We start from the raw sequence: 22631 nt of genomic DNA, 5'->3' as shown, positions 1-22631 counted from the left end.
TGTATTTTTTTAAAATCCAGTAAAAGCTTATACCTTATATTTTCTTAACGATATTGAAGTATTCTTCCAATGTGCATTTCTTTTCATAAATTACTTTGGCAGCCTCAGTACCTACATAGCGGAAATGCCAGGGTTCATATTGGTATCCAGTGATGGTTTCCTTTCCTTTGGGATATCGGAGAATAAAGCCGTAGCGGTGTGCATTTTCAGCCAGCCACTTTCCTTCGTTTGTTTCTCCAAATTTCTCTGATAGTTCCAAATTGGCATTTCTGCTTGAGATATCCATCGATAGACCTGTCTGATGTTCACTGCTTCCTGGAATCGCAACAGCCTGGACAGCTTTTTCTTTCCCAACTCTTTTAACCTCTGCTTCAAAAACATGAGATTGCCGCGCATAAGAGCGATAGCCAGAAACCGCAAACAACTCTACTTCTTCATTTAATGCTCCTGCAAAAAGATTTTCCAGAGCTTTGGCAGCATCCTGGCGTATAAAGCTTTTTTCCAAATCTAATTTTCCAAATGAAAAGGCAACCTCAGGAATCACCAATTGCTCCGGTTCATAGCCATCTGGCAGGCTGAATTGTTTATTCACAAGGACCAGTACATTCTCGGGATTCTGAATGACATTACGGCCATTGACCACTTTTACTTCATTGAAATAGGAAGCTTCCAATGAAAGGGGGTCCATTTCGGCAGACATTTCGTTTTTGCTTTCGGTGCCTTCGTTATGTGAAGCATCTTCTTTACCATCTTCATTTCCGTGAGGAGCAGCTTCTTTCTCCGAATGGCCCTCCAAACTTTTCTCCTCATTCAGAAAAGGGATTTTGTCCTTTAGCGGCTTAACTTTATCCATATATGGATCGAGCTGGCTGCAGCCAGAGAGAAGGAAGCATAGTGTTCCCGCAAAAAATAGTATCTTTATCAATTACTGTCACCCCCTCTATCAACGATTAAACGAACCTAAAAAACGAAGTATATTATTTACTTACTAGAAGGTAAGTGTTTCTCTTTAAAAAAACCGTTTCTACGGTTTTTTTAAGAATCGATTTAACTGAGTTAGTACTTCGGCTAATACATCATCACCCAGAACCCGTCTGTATAATAAAGCTCCTTTAACACTTGATAATATCGTTACCGCTACTTGATGGACATCTTCAGAGCTATTTATGATATTTGCCGTTTGTGCCTCCGCTACTAATTCTTTCATTACATTGAGTTCCAGTCTGCTGACTTCCTCAATCTTTTCTTGTACAGCAGATGGCAAAGATTCATAATCCGTCTGCAGCGAAGAAATAGGACAGATTTCAGTACACTCGAATCTTTGAGCTTGCTGCTGAATGAGCCGCTTCATTTTCTCTTCAGCAGAAGCCGGCGAATTTTTAATTAACATTAAAGATTCCTGCAGTTTCAATAAAATACGTTCTGTAACTGCGACTCCTAAATCCTCCTTCTTCTCAAAGTGATAGTGAATACTTGCTTTGGTCACTCCAAGCTGTTTAGAAATGTCATCATAGCTGAAGGCTACATACCCTTTTTGCTGTATCAATTTAATGGCTAAGTCTACAATTTGTTTTTTTCTGTTTTCCATATCCCGATAATAACTTACTAATAGGTAAGTGTCAAGATGAGGGATCCGAAGTCAAGAACCCCGTAAAACGTAATTACTTTGATAGGTTTAATATACTTCCATTAACACTGGCCGGGTGTCCCTCATTTTTCCATTATCATTCGAAGACGGTCACAAATACCCCATCCATATTGTTGCCTGAAATCTCATAATAGCTATCGTCCGGTACGTTAATCGTCCTGGTTTGAGGTATCGGGTAATAAGTAATTGTGTATGTTTCCCCATTCATATGCACAGAGATTTGTTTTTCTTCTTTTAGATAATCTAAATATTCCTCTAAAGCAAAATTTTTTTCCTTCATAATCGCACTATGCGGCAGGCCAACATAGCGGATATGCCAGGGTTCATATTGAATTCCTGTTACGTCTGTCTTGTCCTTTGGATAGCGCAGGATGAACCCGTGTTTCCAGGCATTTTCTTCGATCCACTTTCCTTCAGGTGCATCGGCCATTTTCATTTGAGTAGATCCTACATCAAGCGATAAACCCAAATTATGCTCGCTATAGCCAGCCGGCAAGGCATAATCAGAACCCATCTCCTGATAAAGCACACTTTGTTCTTCTAAGCCTCGAAAGCCGCTGGTTATAGAGAAATTTCGAACTCCTTCCATTTCTGCTGCAGCTATCATCTCTGAAAATTCACGTGCAACGTCCTCAGACAGATATATTTCGCTGTTTAACAAGCCATATCCCCTTGTATGTTCACTTTGCTCAGATAGATTGATGACATCTGATTTAATACTCTCCGGGTGAACCGGATATTTATTATTAACCAAAAGCAAATTTCCCTGATAGATTTGTTCCTCTGTTATCTCTTTTTGGCTATGTTCAGAGGTCCTTCTATCCTCTATGTCACTTTCATATTGATCATCATTTTGAATTTTTACTTTTGGTTCAAAGAAAGAGTCCACATTTACGAATGTTAACCCCAGGCAAACTAATAGTAAAAAACCCCACTTCTTCATTTTTCAGCTTCCTCCTTATTCTTCCTTGCTTAAAGAATAGGAAAAACTATTTAAAAAAAGAGTAGGGTAAATTTTAAATTTTTCTTAAAACCTGTACTAACAGCTAATCTTCAGTCATTCGTTCACTTTCCTTTGGCAGACGAACTTCAAAAATGGTCCTGATGACATTGCTCTCAACCGTAATGGTTCCATTATGCTGCTCCACAATATTCTTCGCTATGAACAGGCCAAGACCGGTGCTGTCTTCCTGATGCGTTCGTGATTTGTCTCCGGTATAGAACATATCAAAGAGATGCGGGAGTTCCTCCGGAGGAACGCTGTCTCCATAATTCACAACCTGAACGACCGCTTCATCCCCATCAATCTTGCCGTTAATATCGACATACTGGCCTTCATTTCCATAACGGATGGCATTCGTTAGTAGATTTTCAAACACACGTGCTATCAATTCACCATCACCCAAAATGGGCAAATGGGGTGTGCTATCCATACGGGCAGCCAAATGATTCTTTTTGAATGCAGGATACAGTTCTTCCTTTAATTGATTAAGCAGGTCCGTTAAATTTAGTCTCTTTCTTTCAACTGGAAGCATGCCATAATTCATTCTGGTTATTTCGAATAATTCATCAATCAGCCTTTCTAAACGCTGAGATTTCGTAAAGGCAATGGTCAAAAAATGCCGGACTTGTTCTTCAGTCAAGCTCTCATCCTTAAGGATCAAATCCAAATATCCTAAAACAGAGGTAAGCGGGGTCCGCAAATCATGAGCCAGATTTACGACCAATTGATCCTTGCTGCTTTCCGAAAAATCTCCTCTTTCTACAGCTTGTTTCAATTTTTCACTTGCCAGATTAATATCATGGGCAATATCCCGAAATTCATCATTTGACTCTATCTGAACTTGATGTGAAAAGTCTCCCCGGGAGAGATGATGGATTCCGGTTGAAATCTCGTTAAAATAGCTGGAATATCGCTTCGTGAGTAAATAAAAGAACATGAACGAAAGCGGGATAAACAGCAGTAAAAAGACGTTAATGTCGCCAAATTGTTTCATAATTTTCCGATAATATTCCAGCCGGTCACCAAACTGGGCATTCGCATGATAATAGAATTGGAGTGATTTAAAGACTATAAACGTTATAAGTCCAGAAAAAATCATACTCAAACCAAATAAAAGCACCATTTTTGAACGAAAGCTGCGCACCATTTTACCCATTGAAGGAATACCCGACTCCCCACACGGTTTTTATCCATTTGTGGTTCTGCCTGCCTTCTTCAAGTTTTTTCCGCAGCGTGCGAATATGTACCATGACTGTATTGCCGCTTTCAAAGTAGGCTTCTCCCCACACCTGCTGAAAAATATTTTCCACACTGTACACCTTCTTTGGATGACTCGCGAGTAAATACAAAATATCAAACTCTTTCGGCGTAAGCTCAATGCTTTCACCATATAGGGTCACTGTGCGCTGATCAGGAGTAATCACTAACCCGCCATATTCCAGCCAGGTTTTATGATCTGCTTTCGGCTGATTCAGCTGTATAAAACGCCGGAGCTGAGCATTTACACGGGCAACCAATTCGATCGGAGTGAATGGTTTTGTCATATAATCATCTGCTCCAATGACCAGTCCCTGTACTTTATCAAAATCAGAGGTTTTAGCACTCAAAAAGATGATGGGCATGTTATGCTGCTCGCGAATGCGGCGGGTTACTTCATATCCATCCATTTTCGGCATCATAATATCCAAAATCAGCAAATCAATCGGTTGAGTCCCGACAACACGGACAGCCTCTTGTCCATCTGAAACTTTAATAACATGATACCCTTCTTTTTCTAAATGGATGGCAATCAGATCAGCAATGTCCTCCTCATCATCCGCAATTAAGATCGAAATATCTCTTCTCATCTTCCCACTCCTAAATAAAAATGATCAAACAGTTATATATCAAGTCCTTTTCATTTTCTATTATTTCCGTTTCTTTTTCAAAGATATGGCCACATTGTGCAAATAAACATACAGCCATAATAAAAATGTTAAAGTGCATACAATTTTTGATAGTAATAATAATAAGTAGTAACACATGTTAGGAGTACATTTGTTTATGAAAATGGAAAACACCAATCTGAATCCTGCAGAAAATCAAACACCTGCCGAAATAGTGAATAGAGCCAAAAAATCATCTGATTTTAAAGAAATTCAAAAAAGTCTTTCCGGAGTCCAGATAGTCATTTTATACTTCACTTCACTGATCGATCACAAGACGATGGAGCATGTATTTCTTCCATATATTAATGAGTGCGAAAAAAAGACTGACCAGGCTTTTGATATGAATCAATTTAAAAACAGCCTGCCGCTTGAAGAGGTTATCAGAACAAAGGAAGCAAAAGAAATCGAAGAGAAAATTCACCAGGGATATGTCCTAATTAAATTTGAGAATACCTCTGAAGATTGTCTATTAGTGAATGTAAGCAATTTATCTAAAGGGATAAGAGAGTCTAACGAAACTGAGAATGAATTTAATGTTATCGGTCCAAAATTAGGGTTTGTTGAGAGCCTTGATACGAATATTCTTTTACTTCGAACTAAGGTAAAATCTCCTTTATTAACGACTGAAGAGATTGTGCTGGGCACACTGTCAAAAACAAGAGTAATGATTGTTTATTTAGATGGCATTACAAATGAACAGCATATAAAATTTGTAAAGAAAAGGCTCTCTGAGATCGATTTTGATATTATTTGGGATACATCTGCGTTAATCCAGCTAATTAAGGAAAATTCTTATACTCCTTTTCCGCTTTACTTTTCTTCTGAGAGGCTGGATCGAATTTCTTATTCACTCACTTCCGGCCAGGTCGTTATCTTTAGTGATGGTTCACCATACGCAGTATCCGGACCTACTACCATTTTCGATTTTTTTCTCTCATCTGAAGATTATTATTATAACTGGATTATCGGGTCTTTCTTCCGTTTTACTCGAATACTTGCGATCATCTTTTCAATCTTTTCTTCCGCCATTTATGTTGCGGTTGTGACATTTCATTATGAGGTGGTTCCCGCCGATTTACTGGGTCCGCTAATAGAGTCCAGAGCTAACGTTCCATTTCCGCCGCTGCTGGAAGTTCTTTTTTTAGAATTGACCATTGAATTATTAAGAGAGGCAGGAGCCCGATTGCCTACTAAAGTAGGACAGACATTGGGCATTGTTGGCGGTATTGTCATTGGACAGGCAGCTGTAATGGCAGCACTGACAAGTAATATTTTATTAATCATTGTCGCTTTATCAGCCTTAGCTTCATTCACAACACCAACTATCGTTATGTCCAACACCATTAGATTATTAAGATTTCCCTTTATCATCATGTCATCATTCCTGGGCGGGCTGGGTATCATGGTAGGCTTTGTTGTGCTGCTTTGTCATTTGTTTAAATTAAAATCATTTGATACTCCTTACATGGTTCCTTTGCACCCGTTTCGCATCAATAGTCTAGCGGATAGTATCATAAGGCCCCCTTATACCAAATTAAACAAAAGGCCGGATTATTTGAGACCTAAAGATAAAATTAAATATTCACCAAAAGAGAGTAATAAAAAGAAGGAAGATATTAATGATGAATAGCACATTAGTTAAAATGGGTATTGTTGTTCTAACTCTAATTCTGGCTGGATGTGTACCTCACAATATTATTAATGAAGTCTCTCTGATGCATAATGTAGGATATGACAAAGAAGAGGAGATGCTAAAGGCAAGTGTTGTTTATCCAAATTATGCCGAGAGTGATAATCCTGCTTTAATCACAGCTGCTGCTAAAAATCCATCCAGCCTGCAGGAAGAACTTAGCCATAAATCTCAATTTCCATTTGAAATCGGTCAAGTAAGGGTAATGATATTTGGGGATCAACTAAGCAGAGATGGTTTAGCTTCCATATTAGACCCCATCTGTAAGGATCCAAAAATTGGCATAGTAAGAATTGCCATTACAGATGGAACTCCAGATTTAATACTAAATAAAACACTTAATGAGAGTCCGCTATTCTTAATGAATTTGATTGATAAAAGCATTGAAAATGAAGGAATTCCTGAATCTAACTCCCATGTAATGTATGACCAGTTTTTTGGCAGTGGAATTGATATGTCCTTTCCAAATCTTACAGTTGATTCTAAAGGGCAAATTAAAGTCGATGGTATGGGGATTTTTAGAGGTGAAAAATTAGCACTTAGGATTTCCGAAAAAGAAACCTTCTTATTAAAATTAATGACGGATAAAAACAAAATGGGAGTATACAGTTTTGACCTCAACATGCATGGACATAAAGCAAATATTGGGGTCAGAATAAACTATGGAAAACACAAGGTGAAATTCATAAAGGAGAACCTCAGGGAACAAGTTAGAGTTAGCCTAAATTTAGATGTAGAACTTGATGCTTTGCCTGAATGGATCAATTTAGAAGATGAAAAGGATCTTAAATTATTTAAAACCGCCTTACAGAAATCAATTTCAAACGATGCTGAATTACTTCTAAAGGATTTTCAAACAAATGGTGTAGATCCTTTAGGTATAGGAAGAGTGTATAAAGCAAATCACAGAAATTATTCTGAAAAGAGTTTTTACGATCGGATATATCCTAATATGACATATGAGGTAAATACCAAAATTGCAGTTAGGCAAACTGGGGTGGGAAATTAGTGAACGTAAAAGTAGAAAAACAATTTCAAGTTTCGGCTTTTTTCACATTTTTTCTCATTCACTCTTCACAAACCGGAGTTGGCATCCTAAATTTTCAAAGCCAGGTTATTAAACATGCTGAGCAGGACGCCTGGATTTCTTTAATTATAACCTGGGCTGCAACCCATATCATACTCTATATTATTTTTAAGCTATTAGGCGGGGGAACAAATGATTTAGTAGCTGTTCATCAGTATTGCTTTGGAAAAGCGATTGGCAGCATAATGTCTGTCATGGCATTGGTTTATTTCTGGCTGGCTTCTTTGACAGTCCTCCGTGCTTATATTGAGGTCATCCAAATATGGGTGTATCCTTCAATAAAAACATGGCAGCTATGTTTCGTTTTCGGACTCACATTTTATTATATTATCTCAAGCGGCTTCCGCAGTCTAACCGGCTTTAGCTTCTGGGGAGTTATTTTGCCTTCTTTTCTGTTCTTTTTAATCTATTTTCCATTGAAGCACACGAATTATATTTATCTGCTCCCCGCCTTCAGTCATTCCCTCAGTGAGCTATTTTTATCTTCTAAAGGGTATGCCCTGCTTTTTCTTGGTTTCGAGTGGATCCTGATGTATTATCCCTTCCTTAGGAGTTCAAATAACAGAGATATTTCAAAATGGGCGTATCTTGGCAATATATATACTCTCATTGTGTACCTAATTATAACGTTAATATCTTTCTTATACTTTAATCAAGAGGTATTACAGCATTTACCTTGGCCCACTCTTATGATGGTTAAGATCGTTAAATTCTCTTTCCTGGAAAGATTTGAATATGTATTCATCTTTATTTGGCTGTTAGTGATCATATCCCCTATATGTATTTCTTTGTGGGCATGTACAAGAATCGCAAAAAGAACTTTCTCAATTCCTCCTAAAACGACTTTGCTATTCTTACTTATTGCAGAGATGATTGTTTCTGTATACCTTCAGGAATTTAAGAGCATTGATTATCTTGTCAATTTTACTTCTAATGCGGGAATTGGTTTTGTATATGTGTATCTGCCGCTCCTACTTATTATAAAATGGATTAAGAATCATTTTATGAAAAATAGGTTAAACAAAATCTAATTCCTAATGCAAAAAAGAGTGCCTATCTTGTTAAAAGATAGGCACTCTTTGGGTGATCCCGGAAGCTGATTAACCAACAACGTTGGAGATTACTTCGATATTACCTTGAGTTGCTTTAGCATAAGGACAAACCTTATGAGCTTCCGCAACGACTTCTTCTGCCACGCTTGTTTCAACGCCCTTTACAGTGATATCCATTGTAATGGCCAGCACGTATCCTTCGTTCGCATCCTTGCCAAGCGTAACTTGTGAAGCAATATTTATACCGTCTGTTTTAATGTTCCTTTTCCTCAGGACAGTGCCCATCGCTCCCTGGAAGCATGCGGCAAACCCTGCAGCGAACAGCTGCTCCGGATTGGTTCCAGCTCCGTCCCCGCCTAATTCCTTTGGATATCTCAAGTCTACATTCAGATTGTTATCGTCAGATACCGCTTTCCCATCTCTTCCGCCTTGAACATTTACAGTAGCCGTGTATAATTTCTTTTCTATTTTCATCATTCTTAAAACTCCCCTTTTTATAATGGATTAGTTTTTTTTTGCTTCAATATTTCCACAAGTAGCTTTTGCATTAAGGGCGAACTTTATGAGCCCGGCAATGACTTTTTCTGCAACGCTAGTCTTTGCCCTTCTCTTTCGTCTTGAAGGATCACTGTTCCTTTACTTACTAGAAGGTAAGTTACCCTTAAAAAAGACAAGCATTAAAGACAAGGAACTGGTGAAGATATTATTTTTCAGTTGCAACATTCCCCATTGCAATTGAAATTCTATTCCAGCTGTTGATTTGATTGATGAGTAAAACAAGGTCAATATATTGTTTCTCATCATAATGTTCACGTACTCGCTGATAAAGCTCATCTGGCACTCGTTTCTCCGGGATTAAAGTTATGTGCTCAGTTAATTCAAGAGCTGCTTTTTCTGCTTCGGTGTAAAATGTGCACTCTCTCCATGCACTGATGCAATATAAACGCTGTTCCGTTTCTCCCATTTTTCTCGCATCAGCTGTATGCATGTTAATGCAATAGGCACAGCCATTTATTTGTGAAGCCCGGATTTTTATAAGTTCACGAAGTTTACGGTCTAAACCTGTCGTTTTCGTATACTTCTCCATTTCCATCATTATTTTCATTGCCTCTGGTGCTAAATTGTAATAATCAATTCGTTGTTCCAATATCAATTCCTCCTTATAAGCTGATTCAACAAATAATTGAACCGCATTTTGAAATTTCAATTGTGGATAGCATCAATCAGCGATTGATATTATCTATAATAAATTGTACACTTTATTATGTCAAACAACTTTTCATGTTAATTGATTCCAACTGACCCTGTTTGACAAAGAACTTAAAAATTCTTAAGATAAATGAATCTCATTTATGAAGAGGTGTTCGTAATGCAATATAGTATTGGGGTTGAATATGCACTTCACTGCCTTGTATATTTAATTGATAATGAAGAGGATTCTTCCATTGGCATAAAGGAACTCTCCACTTTCCAAGGGATTTCCGAAACATATCTTTCAAAGATTTTCAGTAAATTATCAAAAAAAGGTATAGTCAGTTCAGTTCCTGGAGTTAAGGGCGGTTATAAACTCGCTAAATCACCAGAAGAAATATCTTTTTGGGATGTAATTGAAGCAGTTGAAGGTCCCAAGCCGATTTTTCAATGCAAAAACATTAAAGATAATGGTTACTTGTATAGAGAAAATATCTGCTCTTCGGCTCCCTCCTCTTGCACCATCAATTTAGTTATGCTCTCAGCCGAAGAAAAAATGCGTGATTTTTTGCGCAATAAAACACTTTCGTGGCTTAATGAAGAGCTTGATCGTGTCTTGCCAAATCAAGTACGTGAAAATACCCGGAAATATTTTTCCAAGAACAGCCTATAATACCAACCTCTCCTGAAATTCCTTGATTTTGATGCTTGTGAGGTACAAAACGCTAGTTCTCAAATGAATTCACAACTAATATCACAATAAATTAGCATACAAAAACGCAAGCCAAATAATGGGCTTGCGTTTTTTACATTTAATTTCAGTTTTTGTTCGTATTATGAAACAACCTCAAATTTCAAGGTGTTCCGCTTTACTATGATATATTCACCTTTTGATTTATTCATTACCTGGGACACTTCTTTTGTATGTGTTATCTCAAACCAATCATTTTGTATATCCACCAATAATTTTATTTCAACATCACTTTCTCCATATTTTAACCCACTATAATATAATTTTGTCATCGTTATGATTCCTTTCTTAATGATTAATATATGTCTTTGTTTTCTATATTTTATACTATGTTTACTTCTTTTTGGAAAATTATCTTGTTTTTGCTTTTTTGAATCACAATGCGCTAATTACAACCAATTCACACCCTCAATTAATCGATTCTAGTGATTTTCCCAATCCTGTCACACTCCAATGCAAACCAGATGGTCTTCCCATCGCTGCTTGAAATCCCATGCGGTTCAGCATTTGGAGTTTCAATCGGATACTCCTCAATCATCCCGTTGTCTGTAATTCTTCCAATCTTATTTGCTCCCCACTCTGTGAACCATAAATCATTGCCTGCCCCTGCTGTGATGGCATGCGGGCGGGCGTTCGCAGTTGGAATTTCAAATTCTGTGATATCTCCAGAAGGGCTGATACGGCCTATTTTATTGCCGATAATCTCCACAAACCAAAGTGCACCATCGTTTCCTTTCGTAATTCCAACCGGCCCAGAAGCAGGTGTAGGAACTTTAAATTCTGTCACTTCTCCATTTTCCGTAATTCTTCCGATGGCATTATTTTGGTTTTCTGTGAACCATAGGGCATCATCAGATCCCAGCGTTATAAATGCTGGATACGAACCTTGAACAGGAAGATTGTATTCGTGGATAGAACCATCATCCTTAATCCGTCCAATACGGTTTCCATTCATTTCGGTAAACCAGATATCTCCATTCCGCCCTTCAGTAATCCCATAGGGTGCTGAATCAGGATTGGGCAAGGGATATTCTTGAATAGTACCTTCCTTCGTCATTCTCCCAATGCTGTTGGCTGCATTCTCGGTAAACCAGACTTCACCTTTTGATGACACCATTACACACATGACTTTTGCGTTCGCTGTCGGCAGCGGGTACTCGGTCATTTCCCCATCCAATCCGATGCAGCTTATTTTATTGGCTTTATGCTGCGTAAACCAGACCTCTCCCTTGTCTGAAACAGCGATTCCATATGGGCCTGTATCTTTACTGGCAAGATTTATTTCCTGTAATTTAAATTCCATACTGTTCCCTCCGAACACCAAAATTTCACCCAAACAAAAAGCCTCCTATCTCGACTTTCCGAGACAGGAGGCATGCAGCACATAAATAGACTTAAATAGGCTTTTCGATTAATTCTGCCTTTTTTTAAGTCAAAAAGCACACCACATTAATCCTATCTCAGAAAACAATCGATAAATAAGCCCATTCCATCACATTTCAGAACTGAACCTGAGGCTATAATATCGATTTTCTCTAAAGCCAGGATTATAGAATCATGTGCTTTTCTTCACCCTTTCGACTATTGGATGTATTAACTGTAAGATATTTAAAGACTGAAGTCAATTGATGCTTGGTCAATAATGGAATTTCTTTGCCATAGAAAGTCGAATAGGACAGAATATTAGGAAATATCCCAGCTGCCTTCTTTTGAAGCACAATTTAATTATATAATAGGTTTCGTACTATATAGAAAGGTTGAGACATCATGAAAAAGGTTCTTTCAAATTACAAATTAACCATCTTCCTGCTTCTCTCCATCCTGATCGGCGGAATAGCCGGAGTGGTTTTTGGCCCGAAGACAGCGGTTGTGAAGCCGTTTGGGGATTTATTCTTAAATTTATTGTTTATGATCATTGTGCCGCTCGTCTTTTTTAGCATCGCTTCGAGCCTTGCGAATATGGGCGGAATGAAAAGGCTTGGGAAAATCATGGCCGGAATTTTCACCGTCTTTTTCATTACGGCTGTTATTTCCGCTATCCTGGGCTTCATAGGGATTTCCATTGTGGATCCGCTGAAAAACACGGATATCTCTGCCATTAAAAGCATTATGACGGAGTCGGCCATCGATCCTGAGGCAGAAGAAGTCACTTTCCTGGGGCAGCTGGTCCAGGCGTTCACAGTGCCTGATTTCCAGATGCTGTTCTCGAAAAATAACATGCTTCAGCTGATTGTGTTCTCGATTTTATTCGGACTGGCAACTGCGATGTCAGGGGAAAAAGGCAAGCCGATTGCGAATCTTCTTTCTTCTGGTTCCGCTGTCATGATGAAGATTGTTGGATTTGTGATGTACTATGCGCCAATTGGCCTTGGCTGTTATTTTGCGACCATCATAGGTGAACTTGGCCCGCAGATTCTTGGCGGATATGCACGTGTGTTTGTCCTTTATCTTGTCTTAACGCTTATTTACTTCTTTGGTTTCTTTACGCTGTATGCCTTTGCGGCTGGCGGTAAGGATGGCGTCAGGGTGTTCTGGAAAAATGCCATCACACCTTCTGTCAGTGCGATTGCCACATGCTCGAGTGCAGCATGTATTCCAATTAACCTTGCGGCTGTCAGAAAAATGGGTGTTCCGCAGGATATTGCCGAGACGATGATCCCTCTTGGGGCGAACACGCATAAAGATGGCTCTGTTCTTGGCGGAGTGTTTAAGATTGTTTTCCTGTTCAGCTTGTTTGGAAAAGACATGTCGAGCATGACAAGCATTCTGACCATACTGTCTGTTTCCTTCCTGGTTGGAGCTGTTATGGGGGCAATTCCAGGTGGCGGGATGATTGGGGAGATGCTGATTCTAAGCGTGTTTGGCTTCCCGCCTGAAGTGCTGCCGATTATCGCGGTTATCTCAACAATCATTGATGCACCGGCAACCCTTTTGAATTCAGCCGGCAACACGGTTTCGGCCATGATGGTCAGCCGGATTGTTGAAGGCAAGAATTGGCTGAAGGAATCCTTACTGGCGAAACAGGCCTAAAGAAATGACGTGTGGAATATCCACACGTCATTTTTTCTTGTTATATCCCTTATCTCCATAAGGCTCCAGCTCTTCCAGCCACTTTTCCTCCAGCTTTTCCAGAGCTTCCTTCTCGTTGAAATACGGATCATTTTTCTTTTTCAGCTTCTCCACAATGTTTATTTCAAATGCCTCTTTCCCGTACTGATTCCACTCGTCCTGCAGCTCCCGATTTGGCATGTAGCCGTTTGTTTCGAGTGAAAACCTTACTCCATTTAAGCTTTTTAAATTATTTGTGCTGCCAATGAAGATTTTATTGTTCACGTTATTCTTTATTTGATAAACCCCTGCTTCAATAGGCGTTTCTTTAAACTGCTGTTTTAATTCTCTTTTGCGTTCCATGGTAATCCCCCGTTATTCTAATTTTTAAGCCAATACTCGCTGCCATCCAGCTTTCGGTCTAAAAAGCCATAGTCAATTAAATATCTCCTGATCAGAGCATAATCCTCATAAAAGTCCTTCAATGCCTGATTTAACTCTTTCTCTCCATATGTGTGCTCAGGCTGAAGCTGGCTGGCAATCTCCCTCAGCACGATCAGCCTTTGCTTCTCCTTTGGCGGAAACTTGACGAGAGGTTTATCAGTGCCTTCAGGGAAGTATTTTTTGAGAATCTTATCCTGTTCTTCTTCTGTAATGTTGTAGCGGTCATCCACCATTGTCGCTGTTTTATGAACAGGCAGGAACGCTGGTGCATACTCATCCTTTTCCTTCAGCAATTCCATGATTGCCAGGAAGGTCTTCGCCTGCCGTTCCTTTTCCTTTAAAGCAAAACGGTGATGGCGAATGGTCGAGGTACTCCCCATGTCCAGTTCTTTCTGAATGTCCTTATCGCTCTTTCCCTGATAAAAAAGCTGGAGAAGGCCTTTTTGATGATCGGTAAGCCCTGTAAGCTTCTTATCCATGGACAGCAAATAATCAAACACCGAGCTATGCGCAGTTTCGATATGGATGCGCATATACCGTTCTGCTTCGTAAAACCGATCTTTATATGGATAAACAATGCCTTTTTCAATCTTTTCCCCGCATAAGAGGCATGTAAATGAATCCTTTTCTACGATATAGCCCTGCTTTAGCTCCTCAAGAGAAGCGTCCCAGAATAGATTTGATAATTCCATTAGCCAAAACACATCCTAATCCTTTAAAAAATAAACAAATTATCACTTTGTTTGCTTTATATTAAACATAATAAAATAAAGTTTGAATTTAGTCAAACACAAAACAAACATACCTTTAATATGTTTGTTTATTTTCAAACGATTTAAAAAAAGGTTTGTGCATACAGTGATAACAAACTCAGACAAATAAAAAAAGACCTCCGGTTAAGAAGGTCTGGAATTTTACGAATCTGCTCATTTGCTCCAGGGATTTTAACTTCCTCTTTTTTCAAAGTCCCTGTAATGTATGATCTCAGAAAGAATCTTACATCCATTTGCTTTCTCAAACTCCGTTCTGGCTTCATCCTTATTGTCATACTCAAACATTTTGACTTTGTCATGTAAAAAAAGTGTTAGAATCCACAAATCTTATACCTCCCTGGTTATAAAGATGCTTGAAGATTGAGCACAATCCGCAGAACCCTCTATAGTTTATGGGAATGAAGTTTTATGGGAGTGAGAGGATTGTGTTCATTTTAAAAACAGATTAAAAGCAACCGTAATCAGCCAGCCTAACGCAAAAGTAAGGGAAATATATGTACCGACATAAAGTAAAACCTCCGTCATGATTCCTCCCCCAATGATTTTGACTTGATTTTCTTTTTAGACGGGTGTATTCTCGCTGCTAAGGATTGTCAAATCGTATTAAACCTGAACGTGCTTAGCCGTTTTCATCTCCCTCCTTCTTAAAATAATGTCATTATATCAAGTGATTTTTAAAAATATGTCGAACAATTGGTTCTTCACCGATTTGTAAATAGAGTGTTAACTTCCTTTAATAAATCTCATTTTTGTATTCTAACTGACAAATAGTTGTCTATTTTTTCCGATGACAATAAGAACGGATTAATTGATTAACGAAACAGAAAAAAGCCTATTTCCACATAGGCTTTTTGATCATTGTTTCTTGCCATTCATCCAACCGTGAAAAGCAGAGATCAATCCAATAAATAAACTGTATCCCACAAAGGTATAAAAATGATGCCAGTTTTCTGCATGGACAAACAGTCCTATATCCTCTGCCATTCTTTCCAGGGCTGCCATTGCTAAACTGATGGACAAAACAACCATCCCTTTTAGCCAGCCATTCAGGTTTTTCATGATTTTTAATAAAGGAATCATGAAGCTCGGAAGGACTGCCAGGGTGAACAGAATATTGATTGAAAAGATGGCTGCGAATGGCCGGATCGGGAAGTAGTACATTCCCTTCCCGATAAAATAAAGATCTAAGTATGTGCCTAATAACGATGCCAATAGCATGGCAGGCATATAGCTTCTAATTCCAGACGGCTTTTTTGGCAAGGACTGCGAGCTCGAGCCTTTCAAGTGTTTTACAGTATGCATGCTGGATCTCCCCATTGATCATATCGTCTAACTCCAGAAAATACTCTAATACGTGAGAATCTCTAAACCAATCCCCTGATTCGGCTTCAGGCTGGATCACATTTTTCCAGGCCGTTTCAAGGCCTGGGCTATAAATCCTTCTTCCCCCCGGCCGCAGCTGGCATGATTTTAATTGAAACTGATATTGCTCGCCTGGCAGTCCTTCATGGATATCATTGAAAATATGCGGCCAATAATCCTTCCTTGAACCGGTATGGGGGTGAGCATAAGCCCATTGTTCTGTTAGGGCAAGCTCTTCTTTGTCCTTAAACAGGACATCATACAGCTTTTTTCCTAATAGGATCCGTTCATGAAGCGATTCAAAATGATTCAATGTCTGGCCCTTCATATGGGTAATGCCATTCTTTTCATAAGGAAAAAGGATGTGATTCAAGGACAGCAGCTCCTGCAGCTTAAATTCAAGCTTTTGAAAAACCTCTTGTTTATATAGCGGATTTTGAATCACCCTTTTTTCTAAGTAGCTTTGTTCATTTATGACAAGGGCAATGGTGATAAGGAAAGGGTCGGGCTTCCTCCAAAAACAGCTCCAGACCGTTTCCATGAAGACGGAAATATTAAGGAACGGAAACAGGAAAAATAATGGCTTATTTCTTTTCAGGCTCTCCCGGTAAATCAAAAATTGCGGATAGGCATCCTGAAAAATGAGCCAATTCCCTCTTTCCAGAAAGGAAAAGAAGGAATGTTTTTCACTCTCCGGCATTAATCGGGACAGAATCTCCCCTTTTAAATCGGTCATATTCCAGCCGCCATTACGGGAAACCATATGTCCTAAAAACGCCCAGTGGATTTCCGGATGCTGCCGGTAGAAATCAAGATAGGCTTTTGTCCTGGTGACATTATTTAGATTCCAGCCCATTGTCTCCCGTTTAATATAGCCGAGGATCCCCTTCTCCTCATCTGAAAGATGGATCGATTTTTGAGTTCCTGTCCTTTTCTTTAATTCTTCCTTTAACCAGCCCATCGGGGACTTCCCTTGTTTCTTTTGAAAAAAGATGAGCATCCCCTCCTCCATGAATTCTCTTTCAGCCATATGAATATGTATCTAAAGGATCCAATTTACTTGAGAGGAATGTGCATGAAATGACTGATACGATTTCCGGCATTAACGATCTCATCACCCTATTAAGAAAAGGCCAGTCTCCTGATGGTTCCTGGAATTATCCATTTGAAACCGGCATTTCAACAGATGCTTATATGATCATTTTATTAAGGACACTGGAGATACATGATGAAAAATTAATACAGGGGCTGGCAGCGAGGATCATAGGCAAGCAAGAGGAAAATGGCGCCTGGAAGATTTTCGAGGATGAAAAGGATGGAAATGCCACCTCCACTCTGGAGGCTTATTACGGGCTTCTTTATTCCGGCTATGTTCAGAAGGAAGATCCCAGGATGAAAGCTGCCAGGAAATTTATACGGGAGCATGGCGGAATGGAAAGCGTAAATGTTTTTACAAAAATTATGCTTTCCACTACGGGACAATATCCATGGCCAGAATCCTTTCCGGTTCCCGTTGAGATTATGCTGCTCCCATTATCCTTTCCTTTAAACTTTTATCAATTTTCCGTGTACGGGCGTGTGAATTTAGCTCCGATTTTGATTCTGGCAGAAACAAAGTTCAGCATCAAAACGAAAAGCAGCCCTGACCTTTCAAATCTGCTATTAACAAGGTCAGGAGCAGTTTCATGGGAAATCCAGCCAGAATACCGGTCATTATTATCATTCATCAAAGAAGGAGTTGAAGATCTTTTAGGACTGTCTGAACAGTTTCACTCATTGGCTATGGACCGGGCCAAAAAATATATGCTCGAGCGGATTGAACCGGATGGAACATTCTATAGTTATTTCAGCTCAACCTTTTTAATGATTTTTGCGCTCCTGTCTCTTGGCTATGCCAAGGATCATCCAATTATAAAGAAGGCGGTCGCAGGACTAAAATCGCTCAGGACTGATATCGACGGTCTTCCCCATATGCAATATGCTAACGCCAGCGTCTGGAATACTTCGCTTATAAATACCGCTCTCCAATTAGCCGGCCTTTCGCCAAAAGATCCTGCTGTAAAGAGAGCAAACACCTATCTGCTGAAGCGGCAGCATGATCAGTTTGGGGATTGGGTCATTCATAATCCGATTGCTTTGCCGGGCGGATGGGGCTTTTCCGACGTAAACACCCGCAATCCCGATATAGACGATACCACTGCTTCGTTAAGAGCGATCGCCAGAAGTGTGGAGGGTGATTCAGTCAATCAGGAAGCCTGGGATCGGGGCATTCAGTGGCTATTATCTATGCAGAATGAGGATGGCGGCTGGCCATCTTTTGAGAGGAACACCGAGAATCCATGGCTCGGCTTCCTGCCAATTGAAAAGGGTGAATATATGTTTGGAGACCCAACCTCTGCCGACCTGACCGGGAGGACGCTGGAGTTTTTGGGGAACTATACAAATCTGCCAGCTGATGACCCCTTATATAAAAAAGCGGTTAACTGGCTGTTGGACCATCAGGAACAAGATGGCTCCTGGTATGGCAGATGGGGCATTTGCTATATTTATGGCACGTGGGCAGCCGTAACCGGGCTTTGCGCGGCAGGGCTTTCAAAAGACCATCCTTCTATCCGAAAGGCCTCTGATTGGCTGAAGGAAATTCAAAACCAGGATGGCGGCTGGGGGGAATCCTGTTTGAGCGACAGCGAAAAATCATATGTTCCTTTGAATGCGAGTACCTTAACAGACACGGCATGGGCACTGGATGCCTTAATTGCAGCCGAGGACCACCCGACAGAAGCAATTCAAAAAGGAATTCATTACCTGACCCATTCAATCAATAAAAAGGATTGGACGACAGCCTATCCAAAAGGGCAGGCTATGGCAGGAAGCTTTTACATCCATTATCATAGCTATCGGTACATTTTCCCCCTTATGGCTTTGGCGAATTATCATAGGAAGTTTGGTCAATGATAAGAGGTTGCAATTCCTGTGAAATCTGAATAACTTCATTTAAAACCTTCCTACAAATAAAAAACACTATCCTTTCCATGGTATTACAGAAAGAATAGCGTTTTTTGGTTAATGGGGTAATCATTTGTTCACCGCTTGAAGGGCATGTTATAGGACACTCTTTAGAAATTGAATTTTTCCACCAGTTATTACTGGGCTTTCTGCAGGGGAACCGATTTGGCTTGTCCTTTTACTTCTTTTCTCTCCCTGGACAATGATTTATAGAGCGATATGCTAATAATGCCCAATATGATCGTAAAAGGAAGAGCTGAGACCAAGGAAGCAGTTTGCAGCCCTTTTAATCCGCTGCTGGCAATTAACACGGCAGTAATCCCGGCCATTAATACTCCCCAGATCACTTTTACCATGTTGGATGGATTCAAATCCCCATCTGATGTCATCATGCCCAGAACGAAAACCGCTGAATCCGCCGAAGTTACAAGGAATATGACGATTAGGACCAGCATGATCACTGATAACAATGTGTATAATGGAAACTCCTTTAACAGAACGAAAATGGCAGTTGTCACATCTTGCGAAACAGCTTCGGATATGGCGGTACCCTGGAATAAATCCATGTATAATCCCGTTCCTCCGAAAATGGCCATCCATACAAACCCAATAGCTGGAGGGACAACCATTACACCTATTACAAATTCCCTGATCGTTCTCCCCTTTGAAATCCGGGCAACAAAGGAACCGACGAAAGGAGACCAGGCAATCACCCATGCCCAATAAAAAACTGTCCAATCCTGAACCCACGTTTCACCTGTGTATGGGGTCAAATAGAAGCTCATTTCCATAAAATGCTGGATATAGTCGCCGATGGCAAGGACGAAGCTTTCAAATATGAATACGGTGGGGCCCCTGAACAGGAAGAACACCATTAAAGCAAGGACCAGGATCATGTTGGTATTACTCAAAATCTTAATCCCTTTATCAATACCGGTTGTAGCTGAAACAAGATAAAGGGCAAGCATGATGCCAACAATGCCGATTTGCACCCAAGGGTTGTTTGGAACTGAGAAGACATAGTTCAAGCCGCCATTAATTTGCAGGACACCCATTCCCATCGAGGTGGCAATTCCCGTTACCGTTGCAATGACAGCCAGTATATTAACTGCTGACTTCAGCCTTTTTCTTTTTTCGGGGTGATTTGCGCTTAATACTTCGCCTACAAGAACCCTCCTTTTATGACGGTATTGATAATAAGCAAGAGCCAGTCCGACAATGGCAAAGACTGACCATTGATGAATGCCCCAGTTAAAAAAGGAATATCGCATGGCTACCCGTGCGGCTTCTGCTGATTGCGGCTCTACTCCAGGAAGCGGTGGAGAAGAAAAGTGAGACAGCGGCTCTGCTACACCCCAGAAGACAATTCCTACCCCGAAACCTGCGCTGAACAGCATACTGATCCAGGCAAATAAGGAATATTCGGCTTTTTCTCCATCCCGGCCGAGTTTTATGTTTCCATATTTACTAAAAGCAAGGTATAAACAGAAGAAAACAAAAAGAGCTACACTGAGTAAATAAAGCCATCCAAATGATTTACTTGTAAAGTTAAAAACAATAGAGGCATTTTTAGCAAGACTATCAGGTGAAAAGGCTCCCCAAATGGTAAAAAGTCCAACGATTATGGCTGAGATTTTAAAGACTGGATTGTTATATGAAGCGCGGTCCCGGTTTTTCTTCAAAATAAAATCCTCCTTATTAAATCTTTCTTTTATATGGCTCTATCAAAGCATTGATTTAGCACCTGTGTGCCTGCTGGAAGTTTGATAGGTTTTTTTAATATAAAGCCTGTCTGCATTTCATAGGTATATGAATGTTGTTGAATGACATAAATTATGACTTCAGCTATCTAAAAGGAAAGGAAGACCCTCCGGAGCAGCCGGATTGTTCTTCCTCATACGATATTCAGGCAGCTTGATGGCTGTCTGGCAGTATTAAATTAAAAATTTCTAATAGTTCGATAATTTAAAGCAGACTACTTTCGGTTCTGTCATCTCCTGAATGGAGAATTTGATTCCTTCCCTGCCTAACCCTGAATTTTTCACACCGCCAAATGGCATCGCATCAATGCGGTAGTCACTGCTGTCATTGATCATTATTCCGCCTACATCCATTTTGGCAATGGCCTTATGTGCTTTTTCGATATCCCTGGTAAATATTCCGGCCTGCAAGCCATAATTTATGTCATTCGATTTACTGATTGCTTCATCAAGACAAGATACTTGGTACAAAAGTACAACCGGACCAAAAATTTCTTCTTTCGCAATGGTGCAATCTTCCGGAACATTTTCGAGAACAGTAGGAGAGTAAAAAGACCCATTCCTTTTCCCGCCTGTTAATACGGCTGCTCCTTTTTGTTTCGCTTCATTAACCATGTTTTCAACCCGGACAGCCTCTTTTTCCGTAATAAGCGGCCCCATATCCGTCAGTTCTGATTGCTTATCCCCTACGCAGTATTGATTTGTCCTGGCAACGAATGCCTGTTGAAATGCCTCATAAACGGAATTCTGGATGTACACTCTTTGGACACCGAGGCAATTTTGCCCTGCTGCCCAAAATGCCCCGGAAACCGTTGATTCAACAGCCTCTTCTAAATCAGCATCCTCCAGCACAATGACAGGAGAATTGGACCCCAGCTCCATACTTATCTTTTTCAATCCCGCTTTCCGGGTAATTTGTTCCCCGGCGTCCAGGCCTCCAGTAAAAGTAATCATTCGCACAGCAGGATGGGTAACAAGAACATCCCCAATTTCGCTTCCATAACCAGTGATGACCGATAACACTTTAGGCGGCAATCCGGCCTTTTCAAAGGCTTCAGCGATTAAAAGGGCGCTGAGTGGTGTCACAGTAGCGGGCTTTACGATAATGGCATTCCCGGAAGCAATGGCAGGACCCACTTTATGCGCTACCAGATTTAATGGATCGTTAAAAGGTGTAATGGCTCCTATAATACCAATCGGGAAACGGCGGTAGTATCCCAGGCGGTTTTCACTCCCGGGCATTTGGTCAAACGGAATGGTTTCTCCATGAATTCTTCTTGCTTCTTCTGCACTGATCCGGAAGGTCTGAATGGCTCTTTCCACTTCCTTTGAAGCTTCCCGAATGGTTTTGCTTCCTTCCCTTGCAATCGTTCTGGCGTATTTTTCTTTTCTGGCTTCAATGTAGTCTGCAGCCCGATTAATAATCGCCATTCGCTGATGAACAGGCAGGGAAGCGGCAATCTTCGCTCCCTTTTTCGCTTCTTCAATACAATTCAGCATATCTTCCTTCGAAGCTGCCGGTACAGTATCAATGATGCTGTTATCCTGCGGATCACGAACTTCAATTAATCTTTCGCCTGTCGTCCATTCGCCTGCGAGAAACATATTTTGTCCGGTTAATTGAGTGGTCATGCTTATTACCGCCTTTCCGTTTTAGATTGAAACAAGCTGCCTTTGTCGATGAATGGAGATTAAGTCAATCAGGAGGGAGAATCCGGTTTCTATTTTCCCAGCTCCTGCTCCGCTTAAAGTGACTGTGCCCAATAAATCGCATTGATACGTAATGGCATTGACAGCTCCTCCAATGGAAGCTAAAGGATCTGTATCATCCAGCTTCTCAGGAGCGATCGAGGCAATCACCTTTCCGTTTTCTTTTTTGGCTTTTGCA

22 protein-coding genes and 1 pseudogene are annotated in these 22631 nt (G+C 40.3%); 6 read left to right on the top strand and 17 right to left on the bottom strand.

The genetic code is table 11. The features are described 5' to 3' along the window. Positions 1–34 precede the first annotated feature (34 nt). The 5 genes from ACEQ1T_RS21220 to vanR all read right to left on the bottom strand — a co-directional run bounded on the left by ACEQ1T_RS21220 (position 35) and on the right by vanR (position 4498). Positions 35–922 carry a D-alanyl-D-alanine carboxypeptidase family protein gene (locus tag ACEQ1T_RS21220; protein ID WP_370224647.1) on the bottom strand — a complete coding sequence of 296 codons (888 nt, stop codon included), beginning with the start codon at positions 920–922 and terminating at the stop codon, positions 35–37. Positions 923–1024: 102 nt separating this feature from the next. Continuing rightward, entirely contained in the window at positions 1025–1588 is a 564-nt protein-coding gene (locus ACEQ1T_RS21215; protein ID WP_370224634.1) for a TetR/AcrR family transcriptional regulator, read from the bottom strand. Positions 1589–1724: 136 nt separating this feature from the next. Next, a complete protein-coding gene (gene vanY / locus ACEQ1T_RS21210; RefSeq protein ID WP_370224633.1) occupies positions 1725–2591 on the bottom strand; it encodes a VanY-A/VanY-F/VanY-M family D-Ala-D-Ala carboxypeptidase in 867 nt (288 codons plus the stop codon). Between the two features lie 103 nt (positions 2592–2694). After that, positions 2695–3807, bottom strand: a complete 1113-nt coding sequence (locus ACEQ1T_RS21205; RefSeq protein WP_370224632.1) for a sensor histidine kinase — start codon at positions 3805–3807, stop codon at positions 2695–2697. Next, the gene (gene vanR, locus ACEQ1T_RS21200) at positions 3800–4498 is read right to left on the bottom strand and encodes a vancomycin resistance response regulator transcription factor, VanR-F/VanR-M family (RefSeq protein WP_370224630.1); all 699 of its coding nucleotides are present in this window, start codon (positions 4496–4498) and stop codon (positions 3800–3802) included. Before vanR ends, ACEQ1T_RS21205 begins: the two co-directional genes overlap by 8 nt. Positions 4499–4694: 196 nt before the next feature. Here vanR and ACEQ1T_RS21195 point away from each other — a divergent pair, with 196 nt between their 5' ends. From ACEQ1T_RS21195 to ACEQ1T_RS21185, 3 genes are read left to right on the top strand one after another with little or no spacing between them, the layout of a single operon-like run. Next, positions 4695–6209: a spore germination protein gene (locus ACEQ1T_RS21195; protein ID WP_370224629.1), complete on the top strand. Its 1515-nt coding sequence runs from the start codon at positions 4695–4697 to the stop codon at positions 6207–6209. Next, positions 6199–7278 (top strand): Ger(x)C family spore germination protein, encoded by a 1080-nt coding sequence (locus tag ACEQ1T_RS21190; RefSeq protein WP_370224628.1) that lies wholly within the window; start codon positions 6199–6201, stop codon positions 7276–7278. The genes ACEQ1T_RS21195 and ACEQ1T_RS21190 overlap by 11 nt, the downstream gene beginning before the upstream one ends. Continuing rightward, entirely contained in the window at positions 7278–8387 is a 1110-nt protein-coding gene (locus ACEQ1T_RS21185) for a GerAB/ArcD/ProY family transporter (RefSeq protein ID WP_370224627.1), read from the top strand. The genes ACEQ1T_RS21190 and ACEQ1T_RS21185 overlap by 1 nt, the downstream gene beginning before the upstream one ends. 69 nt (positions 8388–8456) lie before the next feature. Here the strand turns inward: ACEQ1T_RS21185 and ACEQ1T_RS21180 are convergent, their stop codons facing one another. Beyond that, positions 8457–8885, bottom strand: a complete 429-nt coding sequence (locus tag ACEQ1T_RS21180) for an organic hydroperoxide resistance protein (RefSeq protein WP_370224625.1) — start codon at positions 8883–8885, stop codon at positions 8457–8459. Between the two features lie 226 nt (positions 8886–9111). Next, positions 9112–9555 (bottom strand): carboxymuconolactone decarboxylase family protein, encoded by a 444-nt coding sequence (locus ACEQ1T_RS21175; RefSeq protein ID WP_206844797.1) that lies wholly within the window; start codon positions 9553–9555, stop codon positions 9112–9114. Between the two features lie 222 nt (positions 9556–9777). Between ACEQ1T_RS21175 and ACEQ1T_RS21170 the strand changes: the two genes are divergently transcribed. Further along, positions 9778–10272, top strand: a complete 495-nt coding sequence (locus tag ACEQ1T_RS21170) for an Rrf2 family transcriptional regulator (RefSeq protein WP_370224623.1) — start codon at positions 9778–9780, stop codon at positions 10270–10272. Positions 10273–10433: 161 nt separating this feature from the next. On the opposite strand, the gene ACEQ1T_RS21165 is transcribed toward ACEQ1T_RS21170, so the two are convergent. Both ACEQ1T_RS21165 and ACEQ1T_RS21160 read right to left on the bottom strand, forming a co-directional pair. After that, positions 10434–10622: a hypothetical protein gene (locus tag ACEQ1T_RS21165; RefSeq protein WP_206844793.1), complete on the bottom strand. Its 189-nt coding sequence runs from the start codon at positions 10620–10622 to the stop codon at positions 10434–10436. 140 nt (positions 10623–10762) lie between these two features. Then, a complete protein-coding gene (locus tag ACEQ1T_RS21160; RefSeq protein ID WP_370224622.1) occupies positions 10763–11653 on the bottom strand; it encodes a Virginiamycin B lyase in 891 nt (296 codons plus the stop codon). 464 nt (positions 11654–12117) lie between these two features. Here ACEQ1T_RS21160 and ACEQ1T_RS21155 point away from each other — a divergent pair, with 464 nt between their 5' ends. Beyond that, positions 12118–13380 carry a dicarboxylate/amino acid:cation symporter gene (locus ACEQ1T_RS21155; RefSeq protein WP_370224621.1) on the top strand — a complete coding sequence of 421 codons (1263 nt, stop codon included), beginning with the start codon at positions 12118–12120 and terminating at the stop codon, positions 13378–13380. Positions 13381–13407: 27 nt separating this feature from the next. Here ACEQ1T_RS21155 and ACEQ1T_RS21150 read toward each other — a convergent pair whose 3' ends face one another. From ACEQ1T_RS21150 to ACEQ1T_RS21130, 5 genes are all read right to left on the bottom strand, one after another. Continuing rightward, complete coding sequence (locus tag ACEQ1T_RS21150) at positions 13408–13761, bottom strand: GIY-YIG nuclease family protein (RefSeq protein ID WP_370224619.1); 354 nt, start codon at positions 13759–13761, stop codon at positions 13408–13410. Between the two features lie 17 nt (positions 13762–13778). Next, positions 13779–14534 (bottom strand): DUF2087 domain-containing protein, encoded by a 756-nt coding sequence (locus ACEQ1T_RS21145; protein WP_370224618.1) that lies wholly within the window; start codon positions 14532–14534, stop codon positions 13779–13781. Between the two features lie 252 nt (positions 14535–14786). Next, positions 14787–14939 carry a hypothetical protein gene (locus ACEQ1T_RS21140; protein ID WP_206844786.1) on the bottom strand — a complete coding sequence of 51 codons (153 nt, stop codon included), beginning with the start codon at positions 14937–14939 and terminating at the stop codon, positions 14787–14789. 531 nt (positions 14940–15470) lie between these two features. Next, the gene (locus tag ACEQ1T_RS21135) at positions 15471–15917 is read right to left on the bottom strand and encodes a CBO0543 family protein (protein WP_370224617.1); all 447 of its coding nucleotides are present in this window, start codon (positions 15915–15917) and stop codon (positions 15471–15473) included. Then, entirely contained in the window at positions 15850–16977 is a 1128-nt protein-coding gene (locus ACEQ1T_RS21130; protein WP_370224616.1) for a DUF2515 family protein, read from the bottom strand. Before ACEQ1T_RS21130 ends, ACEQ1T_RS21135 begins: the two co-directional genes overlap by 68 nt. Before the next feature lie 80 nt (positions 16978–17057). On the opposite strand from ACEQ1T_RS21130, the gene ACEQ1T_RS21125 reads away from it, so the two are divergent. Next, positions 17058–18932: a prenyltransferase/squalene oxidase repeat-containing protein gene (locus ACEQ1T_RS21125; protein ID WP_370224615.1), complete on the top strand. Its 1875-nt coding sequence runs from the start codon at positions 17058–17060 to the stop codon at positions 18930–18932. A gap of 188 nt (positions 18933–19120) precedes the next feature. On the opposite strand, the gene ACEQ1T_RS21120 is transcribed toward ACEQ1T_RS21125, so the two are convergent. The 3 genes and pseudogenes from ACEQ1T_RS21120 to ACEQ1T_RS21110 form a co-directional block, all read right to left on the bottom strand. Continuing rightward, positions 19121–20665 (bottom strand): BCCT family transporter, encoded by a 1545-nt coding sequence (locus tag ACEQ1T_RS21120; RefSeq protein WP_370224614.1) that lies wholly within the window; start codon positions 20663–20665, stop codon positions 19121–19123. A 267-nt stretch (positions 20666–20932) separates the two neighbouring features. Then, entirely contained in the window at positions 20933–22375 is a 1443-nt protein-coding gene (locus tag ACEQ1T_RS21115) for an aldehyde dehydrogenase family protein (protein ID WP_206844777.1), read from the bottom strand. Between the two features lie 21 nt (positions 22376–22396). Further along, positions 22397–22631: pseudogene (locus ACEQ1T_RS21110) on the bottom strand (homoserine dehydrogenase); the annotation flags it as partial.

This window comes from Cytobacillus sp., assembly GCF_964223445.1.
Taxonomy (GTDB): Bacteria; Bacillota; Bacilli; order Bacillales; family Cytobacillaceae; genus Cytobacillus.
This window is presented reverse-complemented; position numbering and strand designations above follow the sequence as displayed.